20 protein-coding genes, 1 tRNA gene and 1 pseudogene are annotated in these 21,860 nt (G+C 56.8%); 12 read left to right on the forward strand and 10 right to left on the reverse strand.

Annotated elements, in window-relative coordinates:
• Both ACWJJK_RS19145 and ligA read left to right on the forward strand, forming a co-directional pair.
• On the forward strand, nucleotides 1-738 hold the full coding sequence (locus ACWJJK_RS19145) for a cell division protein ZipA (protein WP_077731457.1): 738 nt from the start codon (nucleotides 1-3) through the stop codon (nucleotides 736-738).
• A 2-nt stretch (nucleotides 739-740) separates the two neighbouring features.
• Nucleotides 741-2,753, forward strand: coding sequence for an NAD-dependent DNA ligase LigA (gene ligA, locus ACWJJK_RS19150; protein ID WP_454128384.1), 2,013 nt, complete (start codon nucleotides 741-743; stop codon nucleotides 2,751-2,753).
• 72 nt (nucleotides 2,754-2,825) lie between these two features.
• Here ligA and ACWJJK_RS19155 read toward each other — a convergent pair whose 3' ends face one another.
• Nucleotides 2,826-3,260: a hypothetical protein gene (locus ACWJJK_RS19155; RefSeq protein WP_077731455.1), complete on the reverse strand. Its 435-nt coding sequence runs from the start codon at nucleotides 3,258-3,260 to the stop codon at nucleotides 2,826-2,828.
• A gap of 354 nt (nucleotides 3,261-3,614) precedes the next feature.
• On the opposite strand from ACWJJK_RS19155, the gene ACWJJK_RS19160 reads away from it, so the two are divergent.
• Nucleotides 3,615-3,854 carry an MBL fold metallo-hydrolase gene (locus tag ACWJJK_RS19160; protein ID WP_205780825.1) on the forward strand — a complete coding sequence of 80 codons (240 nt, stop codon included), beginning with the start codon at nucleotides 3,615-3,617 and terminating at the stop codon, nucleotides 3,852-3,854.
• Nucleotides 3,855-3,903: 49 nt separating this feature from the next.
• Here the strand turns inward: ACWJJK_RS19160 and ACWJJK_RS19165 are convergent, their stop codons facing one another.
• The 4 genes from ACWJJK_RS19165 to ACWJJK_RS19180 form a co-directional block, all read right to left on the reverse strand.
• A complete protein-coding gene (locus tag ACWJJK_RS19165) occupies nucleotides 3,904-4,386 on the reverse strand; it encodes a type II toxin-antitoxin system RatA family toxin (RefSeq protein WP_077731454.1) in 483 nt (160 codons plus the stop codon).
• 151 nt (nucleotides 4,387-4,537) lie between these two features.
• Entirely contained in the window at nucleotides 4,538-4,999 is a 462-nt protein-coding gene (locus ACWJJK_RS19170; RefSeq protein WP_077731453.1) for a PAS domain-containing protein, read from the reverse strand.
• 82 nt (nucleotides 5,000-5,081) lie between these two features.
• Entirely contained in the window at nucleotides 5,082-5,552 is a 471-nt protein-coding gene (locus tag ACWJJK_RS19175; RefSeq protein WP_205780824.1) for an SRPBCC family protein, read from the reverse strand.
• Between the two features lie 126 nt (nucleotides 5,553-5,678).
• Nucleotides 5,679-6,833, reverse strand: coding sequence for an FAD-dependent oxidoreductase (locus tag ACWJJK_RS19180; protein WP_156879735.1), 1,155 nt, complete (start codon nucleotides 6,831-6,833; stop codon nucleotides 5,679-5,681).
• A 274-nt stretch (nucleotides 6,834-7,107) separates the two neighbouring features.
• Between ACWJJK_RS19180 and ACWJJK_RS19185 the strand changes: the two genes are divergently transcribed.
• The 3 genes from ACWJJK_RS19185 to ACWJJK_RS19195 all read left to right on the forward strand — a co-directional run bounded on the left by ACWJJK_RS19185 (nucleotide 7,108) and on the right by ACWJJK_RS19195 (nucleotide 9,912).
• Entirely contained in the window at nucleotides 7,108-7,479 is a 372-nt protein-coding gene (locus tag ACWJJK_RS19185) for a response regulator (protein WP_077731451.1), read from the forward strand.
• Nucleotides 7,480-8,314: 835 nt separating this feature from the next.
• On the forward strand, nucleotides 8,315-9,388 hold the full coding sequence (locus tag ACWJJK_RS19190) for a sialidase/neuraminidase family protein (RefSeq protein ID WP_156879736.1): 1,074 nt from the start codon (nucleotides 8,315-8,317) through the stop codon (nucleotides 9,386-9,388).
• A 41-nt stretch (nucleotides 9,389-9,429) separates the two neighbouring features.
• Nucleotides 9,430-9,912 (forward strand): redoxin domain-containing protein, encoded by a 483-nt coding sequence (locus ACWJJK_RS19195; protein WP_168175475.1) that lies wholly within the window; start codon nucleotides 9,430-9,432, stop codon nucleotides 9,910-9,912.
• Between the two features lie 475 nt (nucleotides 9,913-10,387).
• On the opposite strand, the gene ACWJJK_RS19200 is transcribed toward ACWJJK_RS19195, so the two are convergent.
• Complete coding sequence (locus ACWJJK_RS19200; protein WP_077731448.1) at nucleotides 10,388-11,206, reverse strand: class I SAM-dependent methyltransferase; 819 nt, start codon at nucleotides 11,204-11,206, stop codon at nucleotides 10,388-10,390.
• A gap of 438 nt (nucleotides 11,207-11,644) precedes the next feature.
• Here ACWJJK_RS19200 and ACWJJK_RS19205 point away from each other — a divergent pair, with 438 nt between their 5' ends.
• From ACWJJK_RS19205 to ACWJJK_RS19225, 5 genes are all read left to right on the forward strand, one after another.
• A complete protein-coding gene (locus ACWJJK_RS19205; RefSeq protein ID WP_156879737.1) occupies nucleotides 11,645-12,055 on the forward strand; it encodes a gamma-glutamylcyclotransferase family protein in 411 nt (136 codons plus the stop codon).
• A gap of 265 nt (nucleotides 12,056-12,320) precedes the next feature.
• On the forward strand, nucleotides 12,321-12,656 hold the full coding sequence (locus tag ACWJJK_RS19210; protein ID WP_077731446.1) for an STAS domain-containing protein: 336 nt from the start codon (nucleotides 12,321-12,323) through the stop codon (nucleotides 12,654-12,656).
• Between the two features lie 13 nt (nucleotides 12,657-12,669).
• Nucleotides 12,670-13,101 (forward strand): ATP-binding protein, encoded by a 432-nt coding sequence (locus tag ACWJJK_RS19215; protein ID WP_077731445.1) that lies wholly within the window; start codon nucleotides 12,670-12,672, stop codon nucleotides 13,099-13,101.
• A gap of 95 nt (nucleotides 13,102-13,196) precedes the next feature.
• Nucleotides 13,197-16,556: an NAD-glutamate dehydrogenase domain-containing protein gene (locus ACWJJK_RS19220; RefSeq protein ID WP_156879739.1), complete on the forward strand. Its 3,360-nt coding sequence runs from the start codon at nucleotides 13,197-13,199 to the stop codon at nucleotides 16,554-16,556.
• Between the two features lie 170 nt (nucleotides 16,557-16,726).
• A tRNA-Arg gene (locus ACWJJK_RS19225) sits at nucleotides 16,727-16,803 on the forward strand.
• Between the two features lie 102 nt (nucleotides 16,804-16,905).
• On the opposite strand, the pseudogene ACWJJK_RS19230 reads toward ACWJJK_RS19225, so the two are convergent.
• The 4 genes and pseudogenes from ACWJJK_RS19230 to ACWJJK_RS19245 all read right to left on the reverse strand — a co-directional run.
• A pseudogene (locus ACWJJK_RS19230) lies at nucleotides 16,906-17,004 on the reverse strand (IS630 family transposase); the annotation flags it as partial.
• A 242-nt stretch (nucleotides 17,005-17,246) separates the two neighbouring features.
• Entirely contained in the window at nucleotides 17,247-17,657 is a 411-nt protein-coding gene (locus ACWJJK_RS19235) for a hypothetical protein (RefSeq protein ID WP_156882027.1), read from the reverse strand.
• Between the two features lie 251 nt (nucleotides 17,658-17,908).
• Entirely contained in the window at nucleotides 17,909-18,247 is a 339-nt protein-coding gene (locus ACWJJK_RS19240) for a DUF3147 family protein (RefSeq protein WP_156882028.1), read from the reverse strand.
• Between the two features lie 84 nt (nucleotides 18,248-18,331).
• On the reverse strand, nucleotides 18,332-19,651 hold the full coding sequence (locus ACWJJK_RS19245; RefSeq protein WP_156882029.1) for a hemolysin family protein: 1,320 nt from the start codon (nucleotides 19,649-19,651) through the stop codon (nucleotides 18,332-18,334).
• Between the two features lie 642 nt (nucleotides 19,652-20,293).
• Here ACWJJK_RS19245 and ACWJJK_RS19250 point away from each other — a divergent pair.
• Nucleotides 20,294-21,838, forward strand: coding sequence for a PhoX family protein (locus ACWJJK_RS19250; protein WP_454128385.1), 1,545 nt, complete (start codon nucleotides 20,294-20,296; stop codon nucleotides 21,836-21,838).
• Nucleotides 21,839-21,860 lie beyond the last annotated feature (22 nt).

The raw sequence follows: 21,860 nt of genomic DNA on the forward strand, positions 1-21,860 counted from the left end.
ATGGATAGAGATACCGTACGTTTGGTCCTGCTGGTGATCGGCGTCATCGTCATCGCCGGCATCTATGTCTGGGGACGCCACAAGCAAAAAGTCCTGGATTTTCTACAACGGCGCGGCGAGTTCGACGAACTGGATTTCGACCCTTCGATCGATAAGGAGTCGCCTGATTACGATGAGGAAGAATTCGAAAGCGTTCGCGTCCTGAATCGAAACGAGCGGCATTTTTCCGATAATGAATTCGATTTCGAAGACGAGGCGGAAGACGTGATCGAGGCGCCGCAGGAACCGCCGCGAACAACGCAGAGAGAAGCGGACAGAACCGCCGCTTTGGGCGCCCCGTTTCTGATACAACTCAGCGTGGTGGCGGGAGACGAGTTCGTTTTTGCGGGTGACGAACTCAAGAATGCTCTGTTGGACCTCGACCTGGTCCATGGCGAGATGGGCATCTTTCACCGTTATGACCGCGAATTCCGCAAACCTCTGTTCAGCGTGGCCAGCCTCGTGAAACCCGGCACCTTCCCCGTCGACGACATGGCGTCGTTCGAGTGCCCCGGCGTGGTCCTGTTCTTTCAACCCGCCACGGTCGACGATCCCTTGGGCGTGTTCGACGATTTGGTCAACACTTGCCATGAGCTGGCCGTTCGATTGGACGGGATCGAGTGGGACGACGCCCGCCGTCCGCTGACCGGGGAAAAAATCGCCCAGATGCGCAACCGCCTGGAAGAAGCTTACGAGTAGCCGTGAACGCGCCGGAAGAGATTAAACGTCGCGCGGACGAATTGCGCAAAGAAATCGAATTCCACAATCTGCGCTACTATCAGCTCGATTCGCCGCTGATTTCCGACGCCGAGTACGACCGCCTGATGCAGGAGCTCTTGGCGATCGAGCACCAGTATCCGGAACTTGCCACCCCCGATTCCCCGACACAGCGGGTCGGCGCTCCGCCGGTCGCAGCATTTGCCGCGGTACGCCACGAAATCCCCATGCTGTCGCTGGACAACGCCTTCAGCGACGAGGACGCCGAGGATTTCCATCGCCGCGTGAGCCAGCGGCTCGGACGCAACGACATCGGCTACTTGGTGGAACCCAAGCTCGACGGCCTCGCGGTCAGCCTCATCTACGACAAGGGCGTCCTGGTTTGCGGGGCCACGCGCGGCGACGGTCAGACCGGCGAAGACATCACTCACAATGTCCGCACGATCCGCGACATTCCGCTGCGGCTCAGGGACAGCGGCTGGCCGGAACGCTTCGAAGTGCGGGGCGAAGTGTTCATGCCGAAAAAGGGTTTTCTCGCCTTGAACGAGCGGGCGCGGCAAAACGGCGACAAGGTCTTCGTCAACCCGCGGAATGCCGCCGCCGGAAGCCTCCGCCAACTCGACCCAAAGATTACCGCCTCACGCCGCCTCTGCTTCTTTTCTTACGGCTATGGCATCTTTCCGAGCGACCAGCTGCCGGATACCCAGAAAGAGTTGATGGACCGGTTCAAGTCCTGGGGCATTCCCGTCAGTCCGGAACTACACGTGGTCCAAGGCATAGCCGGCTGTCTTGCTTACTATCGGGACCTCTTGGCCCGGCGGCACGATCTCCCCTACGAAATCGACGGCGTGGTTTACAAAGTGGACCGTCTGGCGGACCGGAGCGCATTAGGTTTCGTCGCTCGCGCGCCGCGTTGGGCCATCGCCCATAAATTCCCCGCGGAAGAAGCCACCACCAAAGTCATCGCCATTGAGGTTCAAGTGGGACGCACCGGCGCCCTGACCCCGGTGGCGCGGCTCGAACCCGTTTTCGTCGGCGGCGTCACCGTAACCAATGCGACGCTGCACAATGCGGATGAAGTGCACAGGCGGGATATTCGGGCCGGCGATACCGTCGTCGTCCGGCGCGCCGGCGACGTAATCCCGGAAGTGGTGAAAAGCCTGCCGGAACTCCGCCCGGCCGACGCCCCGGTCTTCCAAATGCCTAGCCACTGCCCCGTGTGCGGCGCGGAGGTGGAATTGGAGCCCGGCGAAGCCATCGCCCGTTGCAGCGGCGGCCTCTTTTGCCCCGCGCAGCACAAGGAATCCATCAAGCATTTCGCCTCGCGCCGCGCCATGGACATCGACGGCCTGGGCGACAAGCTGGTCGATCAGATTCTCGAAAACAAGCTGATCGAGACGGTCGCCGATCTCTACCGACTGACCGCGGAACAGCTGGCGGCACTGGAGCGCATGGGGCGAAAATCGGCGGAGAACCTGATCAATGCGCTGGAACGGAGCAAGCATACTACCCTGTCCCGCTTCCTTTTTGCGCTGGGCATTCGGGAAGTCGGCGAAGTCACGGCGCACACCTTGGCGGCTCACTTTCGCACCCTCGACAACATCGTGGCCGCGGACGAGGAAGAACTGCAGAATGTTCCCGACATAGGCCCTTCCGTGGCCCATCATATCCATACCTTCTTCCGGCAAGCGCACAATGTCGGGGTGGTCCGAGCTCTGCTCGATGCCGGGGTGCATTGGGAAGAAGTCGCGGACGTAAAAACCGAGCAACCGCTCCAGGGCCGAACCTTCGTCATCACCGGCACGCTGTCCTCCATGAGTCGAGAGGAAGCAAAAGCCAGGCTTCAGGCTCTAGGCGGCAAGGTCACCGGTAGCGTGTCCAAGAACACCAGCTACGTGATAGCCGGAGCCGATCCCGGCTCGAAACTGGCTAAGGCCCAGGAACTCGGTGTCGAGGTATTGGACGAAGCGGCGTTTCTGGACTTGGTAGGAAATTAAGGACGTAGGCGGATCAGGTTTAACCGGTCCGCGAACGGTCGATTTTTGCTCGGTCCGCCGTGCGCCTTTCGATCAGAACTGAAAGTAGATCGCAAGAATGACGGCGATCAGCAGGCTGGCACAGATGGCCAGTCTTTGCCGGTTCGATATTCGGGTTTGATGTAGATTCAAGCGGTCCGACCTTAGCGCAATCCATTCGCGAAACAGGCTTACAGTCTTACGAAAAATGAACCAGCCGAGCAGCAGGAATAGGAAAAGCCCGGTCCAGGCCGTCAGGATCTGTGCTGTGCGTTGAGATACATGAAATGTCGCTTCGATCAGGTGCTCAAGGCCCAGTTCCAATACCTCGATCGCGTAATGCAATAACGATCCGATCCAACCCAGAACGACGTCGCCATAGAGCATTATGACGATAGAGCCGGCCATGAGCAGGACCATCCGTTCATCCATCTTGGCCTTTATCCAGAAAAGCAAATTATTCAGCTTCACTGAGAAGCGACCCATCATGCCTGATTGCCCTCCACGAATCAGCACCTTCGACCAGAGGATTTCGCGAATCGATTTGCAACCACAAAAAAAAGGTCGGCTGAGGAGGCTCGGGCCGACCCTATAAGTCTTCCTTCGCTAGTTCGTTGAGGTAGTGAATCTAGCTACTGCCTTGAGGGGGACACGACGGCAGTGAGGTCATATTATAGTTTCGACTCGATATATTCAAGCATTTTTTAAAATAAGAAGAGCCCCGTTGAGGTCTTTTCATTATTAGCACTCATCGAGTTCCGTTCTCATGTCGACACCGCCAAGAATTCCATTCGCCATCCGGACATCGATCTGGGACTGTTTCATCTCGGCGGCACCCGGATTATGAGCATCCTGGTCACGATGGACGCTAAGGAGGGCATTGAAGCGATAAGAATCGTTAACCCTCGCGAGGCGATTCCTATCCACTACAACGATTACCGGGTTTTCAAATCACCGCTCGAAGACTTCAAGAAGGCCGTAACCGCCGCCGGTCTCGATGATCGGGTGAGATATCTGAGTCACGGCGAAACTTACCGCTTCGAGGTTCCGGATCGCCGACTTTCAGCCGGACCGCGCAGTTAAGGTTCAAGGACCGGGTTGCACCGCGCATGCGGCGAGGTGCCGTTGTCTCTTATGTGAGCTTTCCATGGCCATGAAGAGCCTCGGGCGGATGAGTCTCCCGCTCGCCATATTTCTTGGCCGCCTGGCGGCAGAAAGCTTCGACAAAGGACTCGGTCACTTCCTTGAAAAAGCCGCCGAAGGCCATTCCCAGCAAGGCGTTGGCAAACTCGAAATCTAGGCGGAAAGTCGCCTCGCAACCGCCGGTCGCACTCGGCTCGAAACGCCAATGCCCGCGCAAGTGCTTGAACGGCCCTTCGACCAGATTCATCCGGATATGCCTGCTGTCCTCCATCGAATTTTCCGTCGTGAAGGAAAACTTGATCTTGCCTTTCGACAGCGTGATGGTAGCCCTGAGGGCATTCGGTGTTTTTGAATGCAGCTTTACATTGCTGCACAAAGGAAGGTAGCTGGGATAGGATTGAACGTCGTTCACCAAATCGTACATTTCTTTGGGCGTATAGTTGACGCAAACGCTCGTGCAAATAACCGCCATATCAAAACCTTAACTTGCTCATAATCTGCATTTACGGCGTCGGCCTAGCGACACGCACATTTGCGGCCGAACGCGAACAGCGCCGGGACACCTCTCGACGATACCGTCTTATCGCTCATGCGTCTTTCACACGGCAAAGACGCCGGCTTTTTTATTTCGTCAGCCTAGAGACATTCTCCAAGTTTTCGCTCAGGCGCTTGATCTCTTCCTCGGCCCGTACCTGGTTGGTCACATCGTACTGAATCCCGAGATAATAAATCACCTTCCCGTCTCGATCGAAGAGCGGCGTGAGTGCGAGATGATTATAAAAGAGCTCGCCGTTCTTTCGATAATTGCGGAGCGTCACTTCAACCGGCTGAGCGTTCGCCAGCGCTTCGCGGATCTGGGTACGAGCGTCCTGATCTCTATCGTTTCCCTGTAAAAACCGGCAGTTTTTCCCCACTATCTCTCCCTGGTCATATCCCGTTATCTCTTCGAAGGCTTTATTGACATAAACGACGGGCATATCGTCCAAATCCGGGTCGGCCAGCGTTACGCCATTGACGCACGAATCAAGAATCTTAGCCAGCACCTGCGGGATCAGTCCCGGATCTTTTTCCACAATGAAGGCCATAATCGGTTCCTCCTAATTCTTCACTTCAATCTCTCGCTTCCGCTTATTGTTGATCGAAAAACCTCGCCAAATTCCTTTTGACTCACGAATGGCCCTCGATGAGGCCTTTTAGATTTTTCACCGTCTGCTCGGCACCATCCTGCACGGCGACTCGAATCAATTTCTCGAACGGACGCATGAACAGCTCGAGCTCCGATAACTCAAAGGTAAACGCGACCTGCGTGGATGGCGACTGCGTACTCTTTTGCTCGAAATCATAGACACAGCGGAAAGGGCTGGACACTCCGCTGAAGCAAAGCCGCTTGTTCGGTTGATAATCAGTCACCCTGAACGTGGATTCGGTCCGGTGCCCATGATCGACTCGAACCTGCCGCGCCAGAGTGCCAAGACGCATTGGCCCTTCCGACAAGGGTTTCAATTCGACGACTTCGGGTGACCACTTCGGGTAATTTTCGAAGAACTCGTCGCTTATAAAATGAAAAACTTCCTCTACGGGTTTGTTGATGACCGTGGTCGCCTTGGCTTTTACGGGCTGACTTGAGCCAAACATCATTTGCGCCTCCTGAATTTTCTGGCGTCATTATTGGACGCACCGATATCCCATATGAATCCAGTTCACCTGCTCACGCTTTGACAACAGCGCCGCAAATATACGCCTTGCCACCTTTCCTCCAGCCGGTCACAACACATAGGTATCGATGCCCGCAAGCAATAGATCGTATTGCGCTTCGACGATTTCTTTCACGACCGCTGCGGGAAATCCCCCGACCACATTGCGTTCCAACGCCACCCATCCCACGGAATCCTGAGGCCCCAGGCTGACCAGATAGCCCAGATCGCGATGCAGATACGGCTCCAGCAATTTGACGAGCCCCGAATGCCTGAGAATGTTTCGAGCGGCCAACTTGCCTTTGCGCACGGCGGACTGAGCCGTCATGGCGTTCGATCCCAATGAGCGATAGTACGAGCAGTCGCCGGCGGTGAAAACCCGGTCCAAAATGTCTCCGTCCACAACGACTTGGCCGAAAAAATTGGCGTGCAAACGGATGTTGGCGCTCTTGCCGACGAAAAGCAGGCTCAGCTGGGAATCGAGTTCGGACAGCTCGCCCGTCTCAACCTCCTCGAGCACGACACGATCCGCCTCCTGAGCGCGGAAAAAACGACCTGTCACATGCTCGATTCCGAGGTCCGCCATTCGAGCCTCCGCATACTGCCCCAATTTCGCATTGAACTGCGTCAGCACCCTGTGCTCGGAGTCCACCAGACGAAGCCGACAGGGAATGCGGCGCTCCCGCACGAAATTGGCGATCTCGAACAGATACTGGATGCCGGTCGCACCGCCTCCGACCACGGTAATCCACGGAGCGGAAGAGTTCGCAGCCGCCAAGTTCTCTTGCAGGACCTCCGGCCCCGGCTTTTCGATGAAATCGTCGAGATCGATCACTCGGCTAGGTTTCTCGAGCTTCTTGAAACCCGCTCCGGTGGCGATCAGAAGATAGTCGAACCCGATCTCCTCCTGCCCGACCGGTATGACCCGGTCGCTTTGCCACTGTTTCAACGCCGTATCGTCGAATCTCAGATCCGCCATGACATGGCGAAAATTGAACCGCTTCTCCAAGGCCGCGAAAGACACTTTGAAGTCCGTCAGAGGACGGCGAAAACTTTCGTGCAGATGGGTAATCTTAAGGTGATAAGGCCGGCGATCGATCAAGACGATCTCGGCGTCGGGACGGTATTCACGGATCGTAATCAGCGCCGACAGCCCTGAATAGCCGCCGCCTACGATGACGAGCTTGAGCGCTTCCTTACTGGGGAAATAAAATGGCAAAAACATATCCGTTCTCTTCTTGTTGTTTCTTCTTGTATGAACTTCCCATGGTCGACGGACTGATTTCCAGAAGCACGGTATCTTGGCCGCCTTGCCGGGGAAATTCCCGCTCTTCATAAGACTTGCCGGCCCGATAAAGATTCCCCTTTGTTCGGCTCCGCATTGCTCCGGCTATTCACGTCTTATTTGTGTAGACGCGTCGCTCGACCTATGAAAGCCCCCGGTTAGATCGTATTGTGTTACCCGGCATTTCCGAACTGTGACAAAAAGGAACTGATGTATGACCGACCAAGACACCAAATCCAAGCGTATTCTCGTGGTCGATGACAACACGGATGCCGTCGAAAGTTTGGCTTTATTACTGGAACTCGAAGGCCATGACGTCCGAACCGCTCTCGATGGGCCGGCCGCTCTCGATTTGGCATCCGAATTTAGGCCCCAGGCCGTGCTGTTGGACATCGGCCTCCCGGGCATGGACGGCTACGAAGTAGCCCGCAGACTGCGTGAACGTCCGGAGACGCGCGAAGCGCTGATCATCGCCATCACCGGTTATGGCCAGCAAGAAGACCGAGCTCTCACCAAAGCCGCGGGGTTCGATCATCACCTGGTAAAGCCGGTCGATCCGGAAGAATTGGGCGCCCTGCTCGGATAGCCCTACCGAGATGTAGCCCACGCTCTCTCGTCAGAGACATCAAGAAAATATGTGTGCGTCATTTCACACACCTGACTGCGTGATTTGCCGCAGTTTTACGGATGGCTTCGGAACCGAGCGCCAAGCAACCTTGCGCCGCGCAACGGGTTCGGCATGCTTGGCTCGATTTCTGCGTGATGCTCCGCCCATTTGATCGGCCTTTTACAAAAGCCTTGGCGATCTGCGAAAACACACACTTCAACATTTACCGAAGCAAAGAGTTTTTCTTTACTCGTGGAGCAAGAAGCAAGAAATGCATGCCGTAACTTTGACCATCGGCCTTTGCAGCCAAAGGACTTCGATAACGGCGGCCAAGTTCTTTAAGGAATCTCTGATTAAGTCCTTCGACAGGCTCAGGACGAACGGTAACGTATTGATTCCGTTCGTGATGAGCCTGCCGAAGGGCATGACCGGAATCCACTTGTTCAGAGCTTCCTTAATGTTTCACCGGCTGGTGTTGTTGCGGGCAGCGAAACCTTAAACATGGCTTTTCGTACGATGTCCCTCATCGCGACCGAGTCGAACGGTTACCCGGCGGAACCGGGTTACCGCATCGCCGGTCGAACCAGGGTTACGTGCAGATGGGGCGGCTAATTTGCGAACCGGGGGTTTGATTTCAAGCGTGTTGTCGATCGGACTCAAACGAAGATCGATTCGGACGAGGTCTTTCTCCGGCGTCCGCAATCATCTGGCCTCGCTGTGTTTCTGGGCTTTGTCCGTGGCGGTCTTGTCCGGTTGCGCGTCCATAGGTTCGCGACCAAAGCCGATTTCGGACGGATTTGAACATTATCGCGGCATGGACATAAAGCTTCCGGTCTCGGCGGCTTTCGGCCCCGACCGACGGCTGTGGCGCGTCGTGCCCACCACCGACCGCGTCTACGTCGATTTTTCCAGCGATTACGGCAAAACCTTCAGTCCCCCGGTAGCAATCAACCCGGAGCGCGTGCCGATCAGGACGCAAAGCGAATACCGCCCGCAGATCGCCGTCGATCCCGCCGGCCGAATCTACGTCGCTTACCCGGCCTTCGGCTTGCAGCCTTGGACCACCTATTTGAGCATTTCCGAAGATCAGGGGCGGCATTTCACCGCGCCGGAGCCCTTGAGCGACATGGCTAGAACAGCCAACTCGTTTCAGGCCGTACTGGCGGTTGATCCCCGCGGCGATTTGCACGCGTTTTGGCACGACGAGCGCGAGGGCGTCGACGAAGCACGGGGCAACGACATCTTTCACACCGTCCTGGGCGCCAACGGAAAGCCCCTTCAATCCAATCAAAAAATCGTGGACGACGTTTGCAGTTGCTGCCGCCTCGCCGTCGATTTCGATACCGATGGGCGGCCGGTTTTGATCACCCGGTTCATTTATCCCGGCAACATCCGCGATCATGGCCTTCTAAAGCCCGAGGACGGCCGTGCCGAGTGGGCGGCGACACGAGCCACGAATGACAGCTGGAAAATCGAAGCGTGCCCGGTTCATGGACCGGCACTTTCCATAGGCCGGGACGGCCGCTACCACGTCGCATGGTTTACCCAGGGAACGAAACGCCAGGGCCTGTTTTACGCTTATTCCGACGATCGGGGCCGCAGCTTTTCAGAGCCCATGGCCTTGGGCGATCCCGACCGATTGCCGGGACATCCGGACGTCTTGGCCGCGGGCGATCGGGTGATTCTCGCCTGGAACGAGTTCGACGGCCGGAAGAATCGGGCGATGGTCAAACAGTCCAGGGATGGCGGAAAAACATGGTCCGAGGCAGTCGCAACGGTGGAATCGGACGCCGAAGTCGATTTTCCGTTCCTCTTGACCGACGGCCAAGCGATTTTTCTATCGTGGAATAGCCAAGACAAGGGTTACCGCCTGATCCGCATCGATTAATCGATCCGCTCTTATCCCTTCCGATTCTTATGAATACCCATATGAAAAAATTATTCGCTCTGCTTTGCCTGTTCCTGACGCTATTTTCAGCTCCGTCATTCGCCGAAAATCAAACGCAGCCATTCAGGGCCGGCAGTCTCAGCGATATCTTGAAAACCCGCCAGGGAAAACCTTTCATTCTCATGTTCTGGTCCCTGGACTGCGCCAGTTGCATGAAAGATTTGGACGCCCTGGCAGCCTCGATGAAAAAGCATCCGAAGCTGGATCTGGTGATGGTCTCCACCGACGAAGCCGAATTTGCCGGCGAAGTGAGTGATATGCTGGCGAAACACAAGCTGAAGCAGGTCGAATCGTGGATTTTCAGCGATTCCAATGCGCAGCGGCTGCGCTACGAGATCGACTCGTCCTGGTACGGCGAGCTGCCCCGCAGTTATTTCTACGATGCGGGCCATAACCGTCTGCCGGTCAGCGGCGCGATCACGACCGAACACATCGACGCCTGGGTCGCCGCGGTCAAGCCTTGAGGAATCTCTGAAAAAGCCTTCTCCCGCAAGGTGTCGCAAAAACCCCTCTCCCCTTGGGCAGAGCGAAGCGAGGGAGATGAGGCCGGTCGGGGTTAGCTCCCCGGTAATTGATCAGGGAAGCATTTGTGAAGGCTTATGTTTGCTCTCCCGGTTGTTATTAATCAGGCCCGTAAATACCCTCCTGGTATTTCGGGCCGCCGCCCAGGCCCGGTACACGCCCGGCCTGGACTCACGCGGCTTGTCGCCGCGCCGGGGCATCCCTGCCCCGGATTAACCCGGCCTATATTTATAGGCCGGGTTAATAGATTGGGCATCGATTCGCAACGGCCAATGGGAGTGAAACCTGATTTGCCGGGATTTGCTTCGCTCTTCCAGCCCACATGGACTGCCCCTTTTCCCGTTGGAGACCAACGGCCGCCGAAGGCGGTCGGCTGGAACGACGAGTCGGGCATTGCAGCAAGCAGGGGGCGGGGCACTACTTTACGATTTGAGCGCTGAAAAGTATCCGGCCGGCCAGAAATGGCGCCATCGGCTTAAATAGAATGAGCAGAATGCGATCGATCTTTGCAAACAATTCAGATTGATCGGGGATAATTCTCGTAACCAGAAAGTTGAAGTGCTTCTCAAAACGCCGCGCCTGCAGAGGCTTGGTGATCTCGGCAAGGTCGCTTTCATTGAGTTTCCGTTCATCTTCCGTGATATAGGGCTTCTCGGGACCATAAATCAATCGTCGCATGCGCGGATACAAGAACGACTCAACAAGAGAGGAGCGGCGGACCTTCTCGGTTATAGAATGTGAATAAATCTCGTTCACAATGAACTGAGCCCCTGGCTTTGCCACGCGAACAATTTCGCTCATGGTTTCGGGGATGTTGACGTGGTGGAGGATATCTCTGCAAATCACATAGTCAAAACTGGCGTCCTTGTACCTCATTCGTTCAGCGGGCATTTCGTCGAAGGCGATCTCCAAGCCCTCGCGAGCGGCGAGGGTCCTCGCGATCTGGAGCACGTCCGGACTCAAGTCGAAAGCACTTACTTTTGCACCGAGTTTGGCGAGCCGTAGAGCGTCGTCTCCGAAGCCGCATCCTACAACCAGTACATCCTTGCCCTTGAGATCGCAACTCACAAGGTAGGCGTACATCTGCCAGTAGGCGTTCCACCATCGACGACCGGGGTTCAGAAGCACATCCCACGAAAACGGCTCGGCAAGAATCGCTCCGTGTTTCTTCGCATGTTCTCGATGATAGTCGAGCTCTCTCTGCTGCCGTTCCGTTAGCTCAGGTTTCATGTTCATGAGTTGTTCCTATAGTAATGCTCAACTGGAAATAACACTCTAAGCGGCACAAACCATTGCACCTTCGAGGTGGAAAATGTTAGTCATGTGCCTGTATTGATACAAGCGTAACCTTGATTGAGTGTTACAAGCCGATAAGTTGTCGGGTTTCATAAGAGTCTGAGAAGGGAGGAGTAAATAGGATGGAACGGCTACAGGAGGTCGTGAGGACGTGTAAGGGGCAGTGTAAAAATCTGGCTTTTGTCATCTGTTTCTGTTTAAGCGATTCCGGTCTCCACAGTGGGAATTGACCAAGCCTACTGAGCCGGAAGGACGAAGACAAAGACGAACAAGAAAATCCTGACTCCTTTTCCAACGACATTGGGCCAAGGGCGCAGTCCCTTGGATCAGGGCCGGCGGCCGGTTAAGCTTCCGTTCTTTGCTCAACGTACTGCCGTCATGTTCAAGATTTTCGCCTATGGCACGCTCCAGGTTCCGGAGGTAATGCGAGCCGTCACCGGCAGTGTTTTCCCATCGCAACCGGCCCGGTTACATGGTTTTGCCCGCTATCGTATTCGCAACCGGGTCTATCCAGGACTTCGCAGAGAGACGGGCAGCTTTACCGACGGTGTACTCTACGAAGATGTCTCGGCACGCGCGCTTAAAGATCTGGACGCGTTCGAGGACGACTTTTATCGGCGCGAAACCCTGACCGTGGTCACCCGCACGGGGATTCAAGCCGATGCGGAAGTTTATATCGTTCCGCCCGCGCATTACCGGCTGCTCGTCCGGCGGAGCTGGAATCTGGAGGACTTCAAAGAAACGTGGTTCCGTGAATTTTTAACTCATTGCCGCCGTCTAAGTAATTAAACCAATCGTTTCACGCCGGTAGTTCCGGCCCGATAAGAACATGTGAACGGTAAGCTGCTGCAAGATCTGCTCTCGATACGACTCGCAATCGTCACAAGTCCCCGGATTACAAGGCGCTGAAACACGACCCGATTGCCGCGCCGGTATTCGGCGCGAAAACTTACCTACAAGAACTTTGCGCCTATGTCTTTGCCGATGAATTCCACGTTATTATTCTCCGTGCAACTTGTCCTATAGAAACAATTGCGGATGCTGGAGCCAAACGATGAATATCTCGACTGAAAATCGTAACGGCAGGACCATCCTCAGCCTAAAGGAAGAGCGCCTCGATGCGCACAACTCCGGCGAACTGAAGGATTACATCCTCAAGCTTTTGGAAGACGGTCACACGCGCTTGGTTATCGATTTGTCGGGCGTCCGTTTCATCGACAGCTCAGGCTTGGGCGCTTTGCTGTCCGGTTACAAGAACGCTTCCTTGCGTTCCGGCAGCTTCGTACTGGCGGGACTACAGCCGCGTGTACAATCCATGTTCGAGCTTACCCGCTTGCACCGGGTGTTCGATATCTATCCCAGCCTTGGGGAGGTACCGAGCAGCAACTAGCCAGGAGATTTCGATGGGCGGCGAAACCGACATTATCAACGTCGAAATTGTGGTCCCGAACCAAACTCGGTATTTGAGTTTAATCGGCAATATCGCCGAACAGGTGGCCAAGACTTTGGATGTCTACACCGGCGACCGCGATGCGCTTGCCTATCATCTCAACCTGGTTTTGACCGAGGCGATGGTCAACGCCATTCAGCATGCGGCACCGGGCGACGCGAACGAGACCGTTAGGGTGTGCATGCGCATAAGAGACAAGGATCTCCGGATTTATGTATACGACCATGGTCAGGGTTTCGATTTGAATGCCGTACCGCCTCCTAATCTCGATGCCTTGAACGAACGCGGCCGGGGCATTTTCTTTATGCGGACATTTATGGATTGGGTCAGCTACCGTAAGGCGGACAACGGCAACGTGTTGGAAATGTACAAGAGGCTGGCCTAGACCTCATCAATCGGCCGAACTCGGATGCGGCGAAACTCTAACCATCCCAGCCGAGAATACACATCGGCATTCCGATTCGGCAGGAGAAAAAGACTATGCCCTGGGAACGCAGCTTCAGAATTTTTCTCGACCAGGCCGCTCGGGAATTCCATCAAACCGCCCCCTCGTTTCCTTATGAGCAGGCTTTCTCCGCCGAATACCGCGCGCTCGTTCCTCCACAGCTGGCGACTCGTGACGCATTCAAGGTAGAACAAGTCATCCGAACCGGCCGGGAAGCCGTCGACCTGTGGGAACCCGACCGGCAACTCGGCGATCCGTTCCATCGCCTTCAGCTTTACGGGCTGCGCGAGCGGAGCCTGGACGAGATCATTCCGATCCTCCAGGACCTGAACTTACGGGTGGTCGATCAGGTTCAGTTCAGGGGCGAGATCGGATCGCAGCGCATCTATATCCGCAGCTTCTCGGTCAAGCCCGCCGCGGACGGTTTCGATTCCCTGATACCCGTCAAAGAGCCGTTGCTGGAGGCCTTCATGGCACTGCTGACGGCACGGGCGGACAACGATGCCCTCAACGGTTTGCTGCTGCTGACGGGGCTTTCGTGGAAGGAAATCGACGTCTTCCGCGCTTACCGAAACTACTATTTTCAGCTCGGCAGCCGTTTCGGCCGTTTCCGCTTTCATCAGGCGCTGCTCAACAATCCCAAAACGGCCCTGCTGCTTTTTCACTATTTCGAGAGCCGCTTCAAGCCCGACAGGCGCTGGATCGATCTCGCCCGGCGCGAGGACGAAGCCATGTTGCCGATCCGCATGGAACTGGGCTCGTCGCTGAACGAGGTGGAAGATTCGAACGAGGACCGCATCCTCCGCGATCTGTTCAACCTCATCGACGCCACGCTGCGGACCAACTTCTACCGGAGGATGGATCAGCCGGACCATTTCGTCGCCTTCAAAATCAGCAGCCTCGGGATCATCAACATGCCGGCGCCGAGGCCGTTGTTCGAAATCTACGTCCATTCGGCGCTGATGGAAGGCATACACCTGCGCGGGGCCAAAGTGGCTCGCGGCGGCATCCGATGGTCGGATCGGCCGGACGACTTCCGCAGCGAGATTCTCGATCTGATGCAAACTCAGATGATCAAGAATTCCTTGATCGTTCCGCACGGGGCCAAGGGCGGATTCATCGTCAAGCAGACGGCGCGGGATCCGGCCGATCGCGAGCGGCTGGTCCAGGAAGCGTATTCCACACTGATTCGCGGGCTCTTGGACTTGACCGACAATCTACAAGGCACCGTCGTGACGGCCCCCTCCGAGGTCGTGCCCCACGACGATGCCGATCCCTATCTCGTGGTCGCCGCGGACAAGGGGACGGCGCGGCTGTCGGATCGCGCCAATATCATCGCATCGGAGTACGGATTCTGGCTCGGAGACGCCTTCGCCAGCGGCGGCTCGCATGGTTATCACCACAAGAAGCTCGGCATTACCGCCCGCGGCGCCTGGGAGTGCGTGAAACGGCACTTCCGCGAATTGGGCCAGGATATCGACACCCGACCGTTTACGGTGATCGGCATCGGCAGCATGGACGGCGACGTGTTCGGCAACGGCATGCTGCTGTCCGACAAGATTTGCCTGCGCGCCGCCTTTAGCGCCAACCATATCTTCCTCGATCCGAGTCCCGACCCGGCGCAGTCCTATCGAGAGCGAAAGCGCCTGTTCGATCTTCCCTACTCCAGCTGGGACGATTACGACCGCGGCTTGATCTCGCCCGGCGGCGGCGTGTTCCGGCGCGATGCGAAGGACATTCCACTTTCTCCGGACATCCGCGAGTGGCTCGGGGTGCACCACGTCACGGTCGACGGCGAAGAACTGATCCGGCTAATGCTGACTGCTCCGGTCGATCTGCTCTGGCTCGGCGGCATCGGAACCTACGTCAAAGCGAGCACCGAGACCAACGAGGACGTCGGCGACAAAGTCAACGACAGCACCCGCGTCGACGCCAACCAGATCAAGGCGAAAGTCGTCGGCGAAGGGGCCAACCTCGGCTTCACCCAACTCGCCCGTGTCGAATACGCTCTGAGCGGAGGGCGCATCGATACCGACGCGATCAATAACTCGGGCGGAGTAGATCTGTCCGATCACGAGGTCAATCTCAAGATCCTCATGAATCTTCTGCAACACAAAGGACTGATCGCCGACCGGGAGGAACGCGACCGATGGCTGGCGGAAGTCAAGGACGATGTTTGCCGTTCGGTCCTGGCCAACAATTATTGGCAAAGTCTCTGTCTCTCGCTGGACCACCAACGCTGCCTACAGGATGCGGAACCGTTCCTCGAAGCCGCCGCGCGCCTGATCAACGCTGGACTGCTCGACCCGGCGGTGGAGTCGTTTCCGTCCCGCAAGGACATCGCGGCACGCTCCCAACAAGCCTTGACCCGACCGGAACTCGCGGTATTGATGGCTTACGCCAAACTAGCCTTGAAGCGGGCTTTCTTCGATAACCCCGAGTTTCTGTCGGCATCCTGGGCCGGGGATTGCCTGGCCGGCTATTTTCCGGCCGCAGTACGGGAGCGTTTCGCCGAAGCGCTCGACGAACATTCGCTCGCCATGGAAATCACCGCCACGGTGATCTGCAACACGCTCATCAACCAGGCCGGCGCGGGCTTTCTGGTTTGGGTCGACGAACTCGAGCCCTCTCTCCTCAATCAAGCCGTCAGGGCTTATCTCCTGTTCGACCGTGTACTCGACGGACGTACGTTGCGCTACAAGATCTGCGCTCTGGACGATCGAATCGCAGCCGCTCGGCAGCTCGAGCTTTTGCTGCGTTTGGAAAGCCTTCTGAACTCGTTCTGCCTCTGGGCGCTGCAAAAAGGCAAAGCGCTGCATCCGAGTCCCGAATCGGTAGCCCTGTGGCGCACGGACCTGGCACAGCATCTAGCTTATCTGGCGGAAAGTCTCGCAACGAGCGAGCTCCCGGATTACGAGCAGCGTATCTCGGATTCGGAAGCTTTGGGCTTCACTGTAGAAGAAGCCCGTCTCATGGCGCTCATGGAACGGCTGCACAACTTTCCGGCCTTGGTCGACTTGACCGCCCGCACGGGCGAGCCGCTTTCAAAGGTAGCCGAACTGAACGATGCGGTCGCCGACTATCTGGACTTAAGACGGCTGATTCCCCGGCTCGATGACGTAAAACCCCGCAACCGCTGGGAACGCCGGGTACAAACTGCATTACTGGAACGGCTGAAGTCCGGCTCGGTTCGCTTCAGCCTTGCCATGCTGCGCGCCGGATTACGCGATCCGGCCGCATTTTTCACCGGACCGCGTCTCCAACAACGCCTGGCGAAACTGCGCCGATTCGGACGGGAACTCAACGAATCTACGGAAGTCTCCCTGATTCCGTTCACTGCCCTGGTTACGGCGTTGGACGCCTTGCGGGAAGCCTGCGACGATCCCAACGATTGACCGGACGCTCAAGGGTATTCCCCCTCGCCTTTGCGGGAGAATGCAGTCGAAATCACGCGGCAAAATATGAATTTACTGGCCTTCGGGCGGGTCTTAGAGGTACACTATAGCCGCTTTTTTAAAGCTATCCGCCTGATCTAAAAGCCTTTACGGCAAAATCAATCCGCTCCGCCCCGGTAGCTCAGTAGGATAGAGCGTCCCCCTCCTAAGGGGAAGGTCGTACGTTCGAATCGTATCCGGGGCGCCAATTAAATCAATCACTTAGCCAAACCTTGATGGTCTTTCACGACCGTCAACGTGACTATTTCGTGACTTATCCAAGAAACTCAACGCAGCCCTGGTATTTTCCCAGTTTTGAAAAGGCCTGCTCGATAGGATTGAGATCCGGACTATGGGGCGGCAGTGCCTTGAGAATGGCTCCACGGGCTTCGATGGCCGTGCGAACCTCGTTGCCGCGATGCGGGGCAAGTTATCCCAAACGACGATAGAGCGTGATTTTCCAGGTCTCGAAATTACGGTTAGAGTACCCGCCGTTCGATAGCCCATCTTTTTGGTTTCAAGCGCGAAAAGTCCAGTGTGTCTTCGGGCTTGAAACAACTCAACAACCACCGGCTGAAAGAAGATTTCACCGGGGCGGCGGGCATGAGGAACTTGCGCCTTCGTCGCAGTGGAAGACGAAACCCTAAACCTTCAATACAGGATGATCCGTTTACACTGATTCGGGTCGGCGAGATACGAAAGAGGCAAGAAAGGGGTCCCTGCGATCAATCCGGCGAAAGTGCCGAAGAACCAGGAGGCATTGCTGAGCGCTGATGCTATCGGCGGGGGGTGTTCCGAAGGAGGTTTCGGGGCGATGAAATAATCGATGGGGCCGCCCACCAGATAAAGCGGAAGAACGGCAACGGCTGCCCCGATGCCGACAAGGTGACCTACGACGGTGGCCGGCATACACACGATGGCGTTTCGTCCATACGGACCCTGCTCGAAAAGCTTCTCGGAGAACCGGTAGGCGGGCAGGGCTTCCGGATGCTGTTTCGGACTGACAGCGCATCCGGTTAGAACGACCATAGCCAGAAAGACGAGCATTCGTTTGTATCGCACGTTCGCACCTCTCCATGAATCGTCATCCGTATCGTGCCGAAAGGCGTGAATCGCAGCCAGACTTCCTAAAGGATGCGCTCGGGGTAAATTGCCGTCAAGCAATGAGCAACGTAAGAACGTTCCGGCAAGGGTACTGGGCCGAGTACGCTGTATCGTAAGTTAGGATGAACCGTTCGGCGAAGGATTGAGCTCGATCGTCTCGCCAATATGGACAAAAATCGCGGCCTGGCCTTTCAGCTCATAAACCACGCCTATTGAAAAAGGCTCCGCAGCAATAACGCCAAGCCATAACACACGCTGGTCGTTATCGCCGCAAGACCCAGTGCGAGCCAGAAATTCAGCGCGCATTCCAGCAGCAGAGGCAAGATCCAGAAGAAGGCCAGCGAAGGCAGCACCAGCCAGACGATTTGCCGCGAAAGCTCGGTTATCAGCTCGGTATCCCCGGTGTCGACATAGAGCCAGATGAGGGCCAGGATCGACGTGACGGGCAGGGAAGCAATGAGGGCGGCAACTAGACTACTCCGTTTCGCCGTCTCGGAAATGGCCGCGATCAGGAGGGCGGATATCAAGACCTTGATGGTGAAGTGCATGGGCTGTTTTTGTCGGCGTTCTGGACGAGGGCCGAGTGAGTATGCCAAAGTCTGGCGGCCGCGCAGCACTTCACGAACACACGCTCAGGGTTGATGTGCGGATAGGGATCTGGGTTCATGCAGTTGCGAGACCAGTATCTTGTCCACCCGGTTGCCGTCCATGTCGACGACTTCGAGCCGCAAGTCCTCGAATTCGAAACAGTCGGTGGCCTTGGGCACCCGGCCAAGTCGCAGCATGACGAAACCGCCTACGGTGTTGAAGCGTCCGTCGCGTTCCTCCGGCAATTCGTCCAGATCGAACAGTTCCTTCAGACGGTCGATGTCCACCATGCCGTCGATCAGCCAGGAACCGTCGTCCCGGCGGACGATGTCCGGCCGGTCCGCCCGGCCCCCGGCGGGCAAATCGCCGACGATAGCCTCTAAAACATCGCCAAGGGCCACCAGTCCATCGATTTCGCCGTATTCATCCACCACCAGCGCCGTGTGGAGATGGGATTTCCTGAACTCTTCCAGCAATTCCATGAGTGTCAGGGAATCCGGCACGAACAGCTCGTTGACCGCGATGGCGCGCAAGTCCGGCCGATCCCCCTGAAGCACACGATCCAACAGGTCCTTGGTTTTCACGAAGCCGACGATGTTGTCCAGACCGTCGTTGCACAAGGGCAAAACCCAGTGGGTGTGTTCCAGGATGCGCCTGCGGTTTTCCTCGAAGGGCTTCTGGAGATCGAGACAGACGATGTCCTTGCGCGGGGTCATGATGGCACCCACCTTGCGGTCACCCAGGCGGAGGATGTTTTCCATGAATTGATGTTCGGCTTCCTCGAACACCCCTTCCTCGGTACCCTGCTCCAGCAAGATCTTGATTTCTTCCTCGGTGACCGTGGGCTCCTTTTTCGGCTTGATCCGCAGCAGCCACAACACCAGTTCCGTGGAGAGGCTGAGCAGCTTCACGGCGGGCAGCAACACCAGGGACAGTCCGTGCATGGGCCTGGCAATCCACGCGGCGATGCGCTCGGGGAAATTGAGGGCGAGGCGTTTCGGCACCAGTTCTCCGACGATCAGCGAGAGATAGGTGATGACGACCACGGTGACCGCCAGCGCCAGTTCCTCCGCATAAGGCGCGAGTTGTGGAATTTGCTCAAGGTAGGGTAACAGCGGCTCGGCAATGGCGTCCTCGCCCAAGGCGCCGCTCAGAATGCCGATGGAGGTGATGCCGACCTGGATGGTCGACAGGAACCGGGTCGGTTGCTCGGCCAGTTCCAGGGCCTTGGCCGCCCCGCCGCTCCCGCCCTCCGCCAACTGCTGCAAGCGCACCCTGCGGGCGGACACAATGGCCATTTCCGACATCGCGAATATGCCATTCAAGAAAATCAACAATAAAATCAAACCGAATTCAAAAGCCATTCGTTAAATACTCAAACCAAAAAAAATCGTAGCTGCTGATCTGGAAGCTGTCTTCAAACTGCCGCGCGTCGCCATACCGGCTTTGCTCAAGGGCTCGAAATGCGGATGAAAAACATCCCTGTTTCTCACTCACCACATCTCTGTGGTTCGCCCCTATGGGCGGCCAAGCCGTGCACCAATTTGCCGGGAGCAAACCGGAACGTGCGAAGCACGACCCGGAGGACGAGCCTCAAGGAAGAGGCGAGTAAATCGACCTCGCCACGCTACGCTGTCCCGCTTCGCTCGCGAGTCCGGGGCAGCCCGTCCCTGGCCTGCCCGCTCGTCGCGTTGCGCCTCGCCCTGCCGATTTGTCACCTTGCCGGGTGCGCTATTGCGCGTCCCATTTCTCTCCATGGACTCTACCAATCCAACGGCTTGTCATCATTTAGTAATGACACCGTAAATTAATCGTCAACGATATGTAACAGTGCTCGCCTATCGTCACGCTCTCAAGCATCTGGTTGGGCTAAAGCTACGAGCAGTGTAATGATGAGCGACCGACAATCTCACATTCAGCGGGAAAGCGCCGGCGGTAAGCCATCAAATTACCGATCCGGTAATCCCACCTTCCGATCGATTTCGGCAAAGCGCCCGATTCAGAGCGTGGTTTTAAGAGGTGGCACGGCGCGTGCCCTCTCGTCCGGCCTTTTGGAGCAATCAGGCACATTCAACGCGCTCTTGGCAATCCCAGCGTCAAAACCCGGAGAACAGCCGTCCCTTCGCATCAATCCGTCGGTATTCAATGCGACACCGGTAATGCGAACCGCTACCGCCACAGCATCGGCCGAACACGCTGAAAAGCAGCTCATTCTCTGGAGTCCACCGCTAGCAGGCAGCCATTACGCAATCAACGCCAAACCCGCTCCCGGCGACGAACCGGAGCAGCAAATCGGCTCCGAGCATTACGGGATGTATCTTTTTCCGATGGCCCGCGCCACCTTGACCTCTCATGGCCTTCTTTGCGCTAACCGCCGATATCTTAGCCAGCGGCTGCTGCATCCCTGCACGATTATCGGCGGAAAGCGTCCGGTCGACCCGATATCGAAAAAAGTCGCCGCTTATGGCGTGACTATCATGGAAATCAAAAAAGACGGCGCGGGTGAATGGAGCGTAATACCCGGCAAATACAATCGACGGATCACCGACAGCACGCCGGTGGACATTGCGGGTCCGGCGCGAGGTTCCGGCTTGCTAAAAACCGAGTACAGCCCGGACGGAACCAAAACCCGCGGAGTCTTCGTCAATTGCGCCTATAGTTTCACGCCTTGGCGAACCTATCTGGTCTGCGAAAGAAACTGGGCCATATACTTTATCAACCGAACCGGTCGTCCGCGAGAACATGCGCGTTATGGCATTAATACCGGCGGCGTCCGCCGTGAGTGGAGCGAGGACGACAGCGGCACCGGCGAGCACGTCCGCTTCGATGCTTCGGCAAGAGGCGCCGACGCCACGGAAGATTATCGCAACGAACCAAACTGTCAGGGCTGGATTTTGGAGATCGACCCTTTCGATCCTGAAAGCACGCCCAAGAAACGTACCGCCATGGGACGGCTCGCCCATACCGGCGCCTGGCTGGCACCGGTGAAGGAGGGTCATCCGCTGGTCTGGTACATGAGCGATGACGACCCGGACGAGTACATCTACAAATTCGTCACCAAGGCTCGGTTCCACCGGCGAACCGCCAACGGCGACATGCTGGACGAGGGAACCTTGTACGCGGCACGGTTCAACGAGGATGGGACCGGCGACTGGCTGGCTCTGGACTTGGGCGATTCTTCCTTTCGAACCGCTGCCGCAGCTCGATCTGCGGTATTCAAGAACCAGGCCGATGTTCTAGTGAATACTCGTCTGGCGGCAGATATAGTCGGAGCGACCGCGATGGACCGTCCGCAATGGCGTTCCGTCCATCCTCTATCCTGCGAGGTCTATCTCGCGATGACCGACGATCCCGACCGCACGGCACCAGGCACGCCGCGCGCCCCGAACAGCTGCGGCCACATCGTTCGCTGGAGCGAACAAGACAATCGCTCCTTTGCCACGAAATTCAAATGGGATCTCTTCGCAATTGCGCCCGAGAGCGACGCCCCCGCGCAGTCCGAGGCTCATGGTCCGGAGCGCTTGCCCAAGCGGACGGCTTCGCCGGCCTGAGCAACGTACGGATCGTTCCCTG

Source organism: Methylocaldum gracile, from assembly GCF_053646815.1.

What these genes read in the sequence shown, in the direction of transcription:
- ACWJJK_RS19145 (WP_077731457.1), top strand. Translation starts at nt 1, where the DNA reads ATGGATAGAGATACCGTACGTTTGGTCCTGCTGGTGATCGGCGTCATC.
- ACWJJK_RS19155 (WP_077731455.1), bottom strand. Translation starts at nt 3,260, where the DNA reads ATGATGGGTCGCTTCTCAGTGAAGCTGAATAATTTGCTTTTCTGGATA.
- ACWJJK_RS19160 (WP_205780825.1), top strand. Translation starts at nt 3,615, where the DNA reads ATGAGCATCCTGGTCACGATGGACGCTAAGGAGGGCATTGAAGCGATA.
- ACWJJK_RS19165 (WP_077731454.1), bottom strand. Translation starts at nt 4,386, where the DNA reads ATGGCGGTTATTTGCACGAGCGTTTGCGTCAACTATACGCCCAAAGAA.
- ACWJJK_RS19170 (WP_077731453.1), bottom strand. Translation starts at nt 4,999, where the DNA reads ATGGCCTTCATTGTGGAAAAAGATCCGGGACTGATCCCGCAGGTGCTG.
- ACWJJK_RS19175 (WP_205780824.1), bottom strand. Translation starts at nt 5,552, where the DNA reads ATGATGTTTGGCTCAAGTCAGCCCGTAAAAGCCAAGGCGACCACGGTC.
- ACWJJK_RS19180 (WP_156879735.1), bottom strand. Translation starts at nt 6,833, where the DNA reads ATGTTTTTGCCATTTTATTTCCCCAGTAAGGAAGCGCTCAAGCTCGTC.
- ACWJJK_RS19185 (WP_077731451.1), top strand. Translation starts at nt 7,108, where the DNA reads ATGACCGACCAAGACACCAAATCCAAGCGTATTCTCGTGGTCGATGAC.
- ACWJJK_RS19190 (WP_156879736.1), top strand. Translation starts at nt 8,315, where the DNA reads ATGGACATAAAGCTTCCGGTCTCGGCGGCTTTCGGCCCCGACCGACGG.
- ACWJJK_RS19195 (WP_168175475.1), top strand. Translation starts at nt 9,430, where the DNA reads ATGAAAAAATTATTCGCTCTGCTTTGCCTGTTCCTGACGCTATTTTCA.
- ACWJJK_RS19200 (WP_077731448.1), bottom strand. Translation starts at nt 11,206, where the DNA reads ATGAACATGAAACCTGAGCTAACGGAACGGCAGCAGAGAGAGCTCGAC.
- ACWJJK_RS19205 (WP_156879737.1), top strand. Translation starts at nt 11,645, where the DNA reads ATGTTCAAGATTTTCGCCTATGGCACGCTCCAGGTTCCGGAGGTAATG.
- ACWJJK_RS19210 (WP_077731446.1), top strand. Translation starts at nt 12,321, where the DNA reads ATGAATATCTCGACTGAAAATCGTAACGGCAGGACCATCCTCAGCCTA.
- ACWJJK_RS19215 (WP_077731445.1), top strand. Translation starts at nt 12,670, where the DNA reads ATGGGCGGCGAAACCGACATTATCAACGTCGAAATTGTGGTCCCGAAC.
- ACWJJK_RS19220 (WP_156879739.1), top strand. Translation starts at nt 13,197, where the DNA reads ATGCCCTGGGAACGCAGCTTCAGAATTTTTCTCGACCAGGCCGCTCGG.
- ACWJJK_RS19240 (WP_156882028.1), bottom strand. Translation starts at nt 18,247, where the DNA reads ATGCACTTCACCATCAAGGTCTTGATATCCGCCCTCCTGATCGCGGCC.
- ACWJJK_RS19245 (WP_156882029.1), bottom strand. Translation starts at nt 19,651, where the DNA reads ATGGCTTTTGAATTCGGTTTGATTTTATTGTTGATTTTCTTGAATGGC.